The organism is Candidatus Saccharimonadales bacterium (genome assembly GCA_035317825.1).
Taxonomy (GTDB): Bacteria; Patescibacteriota; Saccharimonadia; order Saccharimonadales; family Saccharimonadaceae; genus DATHGB01.
The window spans coordinates 1-7,201 of sequence record DATHGB010000024.1; the positions used below are offsets into that span (position 1 = coordinate 1).

Here is a 7,201-nt window from a genome sequence, read left to right on the forward strand (position 1 = left end):
GTGTACGTGTGATCGCTTTCTTGTTTCATATCAGGTGCTCCCCACTGGTTTATCAAGTTTTGTCGTCGGGGCTTTGATAAGCATATGGCTGTACCCGCGGCCAGCTGGAATCATAGGATACACATTGTCGGTTTTTACGACCTCACAGTTTATAAGGACGGGGCCATCGTTATATGAAAGTGCTTCAGTAATCTTTTTATCTACGTCGCCTGGTTCGTCAATATTAATTCCCTTTATACCGTAACTTTCGGCTAATTTAACAAAGTCAGGATTGCCTTCCATGTCGACGCCGCTAAGTCGATTATCGTAAAAAAGCTCTTGCCATTGCCGCACCATGCCAAGGTAGTGGTTGTTCATAACGAAAATTTTGATAGGCAGTTTATAAATAGCTGCCGTTGCGAGTTCATATGATGTCATTTGAAAACCACCATCACCTACGATCGTAATTACCTGTTTGTCGGGTTCGGCAAACTGGGCTCCAATCGCGCTAGGCAGTCCAAAGCCCATTGTGCCAGCACCACCGGAACTTATCCAGCGTCGTGCATGTTTAACTTTGTAGAATTGTGCGGCCCACATTTGATGCTGTCCAACATCAGTTGTAACGATCGCCTCCCCCTTAGTTAGACGCATCACGCTATCTATGACGTGTTGCTGCGTAAGACCCCTGCTATCGTCAAACTGAAGCGGCATTTGTTTTTTGTACGCCGCAATGTGTTTGCGCCAGGGCGAATGTTTTGCCGTATGGCCAATGCCAGCAAGCGCCTGTAGGAAAACAGCGGCGTCGGCCTGCAGGGCGATATCTGGAACGACCATTTTGCCAAGTTCGGATGCGTCAATGTCGATATGAATGATAGTAACGTTTTCACTGAAGCTTTTTACATCGCCCACGATACGATCATCAAAACGTGATCCAATATTAAGGATCACATCTGCCTCTTCAATGGCTTTGTTGGCATACGCCGTACCGTGCATGCCTAGCATGCCAAGCGACAGGCCTAGGGTTTCATCAATGGCGCCTTTACCGAGTAGCGTTGTGACGACCGGTGTGTCGAATTGAGTCGCAACCCGGTGGAGCAAGTCCTCGGCACTAGCTATAAGTACGCCGTGGCCAGCGAGAATAACTGGACGCGCGGCACTGGCTAGGCTGTCCGCTATTTGTTTAACCGTGTCATTGTCGGTCGGCAATTGTGATTTCGACCGAGTCTCTGGTGTATCGCTGAGATCACCAGTAAAAGCACCCGAACTGATGTTTTTAGGCAGGTCGATTAGCACGGGTCCAGGTCTGCCAGCACTGGCTATTTTAAACGCTGATCTTACGGTATTTGGGATATCGCTAGTTTTTAATACCAAGTAATTATGTTTTACGACAGGCATGCTCAGATTAAACATATCGGCTTCTTGGAAGGCGTCAAAGCCAAGCATGGAGGTGATTTGTTGGCCGCTGATAACGATTATCGGAACGCTGTCCATCTGTGCTGTCATAAGTCCCGTAATCGTGTTGCCAGCTCCCGGACCGCTTGTGACAAGGACAACTCCAGGTTTGCCACTGGCGCGTGCGTAACCATCGGCCATATGCGCAGCGCCCTGTTCGTGACGCGTAGCGATAAGTTTGATGTGTGTTCCGGTAGTAACGATTGCGTCAAAAATTGGTATGGCCGCCCCGCCGGAATAGCCGAAAATATACTCTACGCCAAGCTGTTCTAGGCATTTTATCAATGCTTCGGCACCGGTTAGGGGTTGAGTCGCTGACATGTACGTCCTTTCGTTAAAAATAAAAAATCGGCCTTTGCGGCCGGAAATGCTTCTTAGATATGAGCAATCAGCGCCGCGGGGTAGCCGTGGTAATAATGCTGAGAATAATGTTTTGACTTGCGCTCATTACTTGCCACTATAGCCTAGTCCGAATTTCTTTGCAACAAAAACCGCCCTGCGATTAGGCAGAGCGGTTAGGATTGGTTAACTATATGGTCGAGAATAAACTAGCTAAGTTCAACAGTGGCGCCAGCTTCTTCGAGTTGCTTCTTAGCAGCTTCAGCGTCATCTTTTGATACTTTTTCTTTAACAGGTGCAGGCACGCCGTCAACGATTGCTTTTGCTTCACCAAGACCAAGGCCAGTAAGTTCTTTAACAGCCTTGATGACTGCTACTTTCTGGTTACCGGCTTCTTTTAGGGTAACGGTGAATTCAGTTTTTTCGTCTTCTGCGGCAGCAGCTTCACCAGCAGGTGCAGCAACAGCAGCGGCAGGAGCAGCAGCGCTAACGCCCCATTCCTCTTCGAGGTGCTTTACGATTTGGCTCAGCTCTAGTGCTGAGAGTTTGTTGAGTTCATCAACGATTTTTTTCTGACCAGCAGAAAGTGTTACTTCGGTATCAGCCATTGTGATATCTCCTTTATAGATGTGCTCGTAATGAGCGGTTAGTGAAAATGGTTACAAAATTAAAGTGCTTCGGCTCGTTGTGACAATACTTGCGCAAAGCCACGCTGTGCGCCATTTGCAACGCCCAAGAACTGCGTAAGTGGAGCTGCGATAACACTGACGACCTGACCACGGAGTTGTTCCTTGGTCGGAAGTTCAGCGAGTGCTTTAACGGTTGCGGTATCAAGTGATGCGCCGCTACCGTCAAAACCAGCTACAAGTTGAAGTTCTGGGTGGGTTTTTGCAAATTTTGCAAGAGTTTGAGCAGGAGCTACCTCGTCTTCGTTCGAAAACGCGTAGACAAGCTGGCCAGTCAGTAGTGATGAGTCAGCATTCTTGAACTTGTCGCTTGACGCGAGTGCAACGCGGACAAGACGGTTTTTAACCACCTTGATAACAACGTTGTTATCGCGAGCCAAAGCTCGGAGTTCTTGCATGTCACCTACTGTCAGACCAGTATAAGCAGCACCAACGGTACCCTTTGCGTCTGTAAAGAGTTCAGCTAATTCTGCAACCAAAGTGTTCTTTTTATCGCGGGTAATTGCCATAAAAATCCTTTCTTTGATTGATGTTTGGTTCGACCATATTGTTAACGTACTGGTAATGAGAGATCAATGATTTTTTAGTAAATAAAAAGTCTTTGATTCTCGCACTACCAAAGACTTACATGATGAAATATGTTTATTTACATCCTCGGTAGCAAATTAAGTGATTCCTCACAGCTACTGTCTCTGGCAATGTCTAGAGGTAGTATATAAAATCACCGTGAAAATGTCAATATTACGACATGAAAAGTCATGTTGTATTGACATAATACGGTCTTTACTTTATAGTAATCCAGCTGTGTTTATTACTGAACTACAACCTAGCCCTCTTGAAACTTCGTTTGAACGTTTGGTGCGTACTGATCACGCCCCTGTTCCTCTTGACCCGTGGAATGTCATGCACCCTGTTATAGATGGGACTTCTTATATTTTAGCTTCCGCAGACCGAATTAGTGGCCAACTGCGTGATGTGATGGAAGGTGACATAGCGTGGTGGGTAGAATCTCCTCGCAAGGCAGCATTTCTGTACGATTTCATGGAAGCTTCTTTGTTTGATGCGCAGATGATGCGTATTCACCGTAATGCAATTCGCCAACCCGTAGGCAAAGAGCTTCTTGATGATGACACGCTCGAACCTATTGATCTTAGCACTGCTTCTGCCGGTGTTACCGATCTTCTTAATCTTGACGACCCGCTTGTAAAGCGTGCCATGGAAGGCCTAGCTAACGCCGACGAACTTCTAATGCTACTAGAAGCATACCCCGAACTTGTTTCGACAGAACTCGCAAAGCAATCTCATCCTCTTGACTTTACGGGTACGAGGAAAATGCAAAAAGTAATTGATGATCTTGTAAAATCACGGAGTGGCCTACGGATTGAAAGCAGGCCTAGATTCAAAATGAAAAGCTTTGATCCGGATAATTTGGCAATGACTGCCGTCCGTAAGCAAATCATTGCATCCGTTCCTACTAAAGCTGGACCTGTCCTATTTATACGCCGGGAAAGTTTCATTATCCGCGGCGACGAAGAAGTAGGCGGCGATGACACCTACTTAGTACGCAAAGTGCGCAACCCCGAACGCCATGATGAGCTATGGGAAAAAGCTGACGGGTATTTATCCTATGTGAGTAGAGACCAAAGGCTGCGATATGTTGATCTGCATCCGCAAGTCAAGTGGATACAACCACTTACTACATCGGTATATGCCAGATACCCTAAGGATAAATTCGAGTTAATTTCTAGCTTGCTGTAATCTGTCGAATTTCTTCTTGAATGTCGTCGATTGCCCGCATATTACCTGATTCATTGATGCATTGAATAGCAATAAATTCATTTGGATACAGTTCACACAATTCTTCGTAGTTAGCCTTCGCCTTTTCTAGGTGGTCAGCGTCTGCCTCGTGGATATCGCGTTTCATAGTGGTGTATGATCTCGCGGATTTTTTGTCGACGTTCGCCTGCATATGATGAGATGGCATTAAAAGGACGATGTTTTTTGATGGACGAGGAATGCCAAGTACCTCGTATTCGGTTTTCATGGTTCGTTCGTAGAATTTTTTTCGTTCCTCAGGGTCTGCAATCTTTACGCCTTGGTGGGCTAGGTTTGATGCGATATAACGATCAGAAATGACTAAACTTCCAGGTGTTTGCAGGAACTCTCGGATTTCACTACTCGCTGCAAAGCGATCAATCGCGTACGGTAGGCTGCCTAGTTCGGCTGACACGTCGCTACTCGATCCGTATGCACCGTTTAAGTACTGTTCGACGTAGTACGCTGAGTCTTCACCATACCTAGGAAAACTCATCTTTAGAACGGGTTGTTTTAATACGTCTGCGACATAAGCGCGGTAAAGTTCTGTTTGCGTGGCTTTGCCTGATCCATCACCGCCTTCGATAGCGATAAAGTCACCCATTAGATTACTTGAGTCCTTTTGGGAGGCCCTCGACTATCGGCGGAGCTTTGCGCTGGTCTTTGTAGGCGCGTGGAAGCATTTTATCAGGAGACCAGGTACGAATTAGTTCGTCGAGATCATTAGTGTGCTGGTATTTGCCGCTCATATTGCCACGGCCATCGTCTGTGTAGTCGCCTTCAACTGGGCCAGTTTTGTGAAATACTAACTGTCCAACACGCTCACCAACTGGTAACACGACTGATTCGTGTTTGTTGAGGTTGTAGATTTCAAGCGTAATACGGTTGATGTATCCAGGGTCAACCCATCCGGCATCAAAACAAATAGCAACGCCGTTACGACCCCAGCTACTACGGCTACGGACTTCACAGGCGCCACCGTTTGCGCGGATGCCTACAAACTCGTGTGTGTGAGCTAGAATTCGTTCGCCTGGCTGCAAAACGATGATTGGGTGGTCTTCGGGGATGTTTTTAAATAGTTGGTAGCCATTTTTTTCACACCACTCTTTGTGTGGCATGGCTTCGAGCGGGCCTTTAAAGTAGCGCGCGACGTCACCTTCGTCAAAAGGATTATAGACCTTTGCTTCTTCTTGGTATTCCTGTTTGTAAAAATAATGCCCTAACGTAAAATCAAGGCTTGCGGTGCTAACATGAGCCTCGTTATAAGGAACGGAAACAATCGTCCCATCGGCAATAGCAGCTTTAATATCAGTATTACTGTAAACACTCACGTGATTCTCCCCTCACTTATCTTTATAAATTGTAGCATGTTACTATAAGAATTATGAAGACAAGTATTGTTGGGTTTGCAAAGAATATGGTGATTGGCAAAGATCAAGACATGCCGTGGGGGCATGGAATCAAAGATGATCTGCGTCATTTTAAAGAGACAACTACTGGTCATGCGATTATCATGGGAAGTAAAACCTATGAGTCCATGGGTCGGGCTCTACCCAACCGACAAAATATTGTTATTTCTAGAAAACCTTTTGCAGCCGAGGGCGCGACAGTCGTTGATAGCCTCGAAAAAGCGTATGCGGCGGTTGATCCCGACCGGGAAACATTCGTTATTGGCGGCGGCCAGATTTATAAGCTGGCGATGGATACAATTGATAGGATTATTGCAACCGAAGTTCAGGGTGAATTTGATGGTGACATTTTTTTTCCTGTTATTGATCCGTCGATTTGGAAAGAGACGTCTCGTGAACATCATAATGCAGACGAAAGGAATAATTACGCATATGATTTTGTCATATACGACCGAATAAGGAGTTGATAATGATTTCATTTATTGTCGCTATAACGAAAAACCATGTTATGGCCAGAAAAGGCGAACTGCCCTGGCATTTAAAGACAGACAAAGGCTACTACCATGCAAAAGTTCATGGTCACGTTGCGATCGTCGGAAGCACAACCTTTCCCCAGCTTGATCCTGAACTGACCGGCCGAGAGATGATTGTGCTTGCTGATGATCCTAATTACCAGCCAGCCGGCGCAACAATGGTGCATTCAATTGAAGAGGCACTCGAGCATACTCATACTTCCGATGAAATTTTTGTTTTAGGTGGTGGGCAGGTGTTTAAAGGAATGCTTCCCTACGCAGATAGATTATATGTAACCGAAATCGACACCGAACTTGAGGGTGATGTTTTCTTTCCTGAATTTGACCACCAAGAATGGCTTGAAACAAGCCGTGAACATCACGAAAAGGATGAAGATAACGAATACGACTATGACTTTGTCGTTTACGACCGCACCAGAAGCTAGACGGCGATAGGCGCTTTGATTGCCGGGTACGGATCGTAGCCTTCAAGCGTGAAGTCGTCGATTGTAAAATCGAAGATGGATTTTACATCTGGATTGATCTTCATAGTTGGAAGCGCGCGAGGTTCGCGGGATAGTTGGAGGTCTACCTGTTCTAGATGGTTTGAATAGATATGCGCGTCGCCAAATGTGTGCACGAATTCACCCGGCTTTAGACCAGTGACATGCGCAACCATCATAGTGAGTAGCGCGTATGATGCAATGTTGAATGGCACGCCAAGGAGCGTATCGGCGCTACGTTGGTATAACTGGCAGCTTAACTTACCATCGTTTACATAGAACTGGAACAGGCTATGGCATGGTGGCAGTCCCGCTTTGGCCATTTCTTGAATATCAGCCACATTCCAGGCTGAAACAATAATACGACGGGAATCAGGATTGTTTTTAATCGTATCAATCACTTCCTGGATTTGATCGATCTCACCGCCGTCACGTGCTGGCCAGTGACGCCACTGGTAGCCGTAAACAGGACCTAATTCGCCGTATTTTTTAGCGAATTCGTGATC

9 protein-coding genes and 1 other annotated feature are annotated in these 7,201 nt (G+C 46.2%); of the genes, 3 read left to right on the forward strand and 6 right to left on the reverse strand.

Annotated features, from left to right (window positions below):
• Positions 1-30: 30 nt before the first annotated feature.
• The 3 genes from ilvB to rplJ form a co-directional block, all read right to left on the reverse strand.
• Positions 31-1,752, reverse strand: a complete 1,722-nt coding sequence (gene ilvB, locus VK497_04765) for a biosynthetic-type acetolactate synthase large subunit (GenBank protein HMI09675.1) — start codon at positions 1,750-1,752, stop codon at positions 31-33.
• A gap of 227 nt (positions 1,753-1,979) precedes the next feature.
• Positions 1,980-2,378 (reverse strand): 50S ribosomal protein L7/L12, encoded by a 399-nt coding sequence (gene rplL, locus VK497_04770; GenBank protein ID HMI09676.1) that lies wholly within the window; start codon positions 2,376-2,378, stop codon positions 1,980-1,982.
• Positions 2,379-2,437: 59 nt separating this feature from the next.
• The gene (gene rplJ, locus VK497_04775; protein ID HMI09677.1) at positions 2,438-2,965 is read right to left on the reverse strand and encodes a 50S ribosomal protein L10; all 528 of its coding nucleotides are present in this window, start codon (positions 2,963-2,965) and stop codon (positions 2,438-2,440) included.
• 73 nt (positions 2,966-3,038) lie between these two features.
• Positions 3,039-3,170: a sequence feature (ribosomal protein L10 leader region), on the reverse strand.
• Positions 3,171-3,260: 90 nt separating this feature from the next.
• Between rplJ and VK497_04780 the strand changes: the two genes are divergently transcribed.
• Complete coding sequence (locus VK497_04780; protein HMI09678.1) at positions 3,261-4,214, forward strand: hypothetical protein; 954 nt, start codon at positions 3,261-3,263, stop codon at positions 4,212-4,214.
• Here VK497_04780 and VK497_04785 read toward each other — a convergent pair.
• The gene (locus VK497_04785) at positions 4,201-4,875 is read right to left on the reverse strand and encodes a hypothetical protein (GenBank protein HMI09679.1); all 675 of its coding nucleotides are present in this window, start codon (positions 4,873-4,875) and stop codon (positions 4,201-4,203) included. The two genes, VK497_04780 and VK497_04785, sit on opposite strands and share 14 nt — an antisense overlap.
• A 4-nt stretch (positions 4,876-4,879) precedes the next feature.
• Entirely contained in the window at positions 4,880-5,602 is a 723-nt protein-coding gene (dcd, locus tag VK497_04790; GenBank protein HMI09680.1) for a dCTP deaminase, read from the reverse strand.
• Positions 5,603-5,655: 53 nt separating this feature from the next.
• On the opposite strand from dcd, the gene VK497_04795 reads away from it, so the two are divergent.
• Complete coding sequence (locus VK497_04795; GenBank protein HMI09681.1) at positions 5,656-6,147, forward strand: dihydrofolate reductase; 492 nt, start codon at positions 5,656-5,658, stop codon at positions 6,145-6,147.
• A gap of 2 nt (positions 6,148-6,149) precedes the next feature.
• Positions 6,150-6,638, forward strand: coding sequence for a dihydrofolate reductase (locus VK497_04800; protein HMI09682.1), 489 nt, complete (start codon positions 6,150-6,152; stop codon positions 6,636-6,638).
• Here VK497_04800 and thyA read toward each other — a convergent pair.
• The coding region (gene thyA, locus VK497_04805) for a thymidylate synthase (GenBank protein HMI09683.1) at positions 6,635-7,201 on the reverse strand (567 nt) is incomplete at its 5' end. The two genes, VK497_04800 and thyA, sit on opposite strands and share 4 nt — an antisense overlap.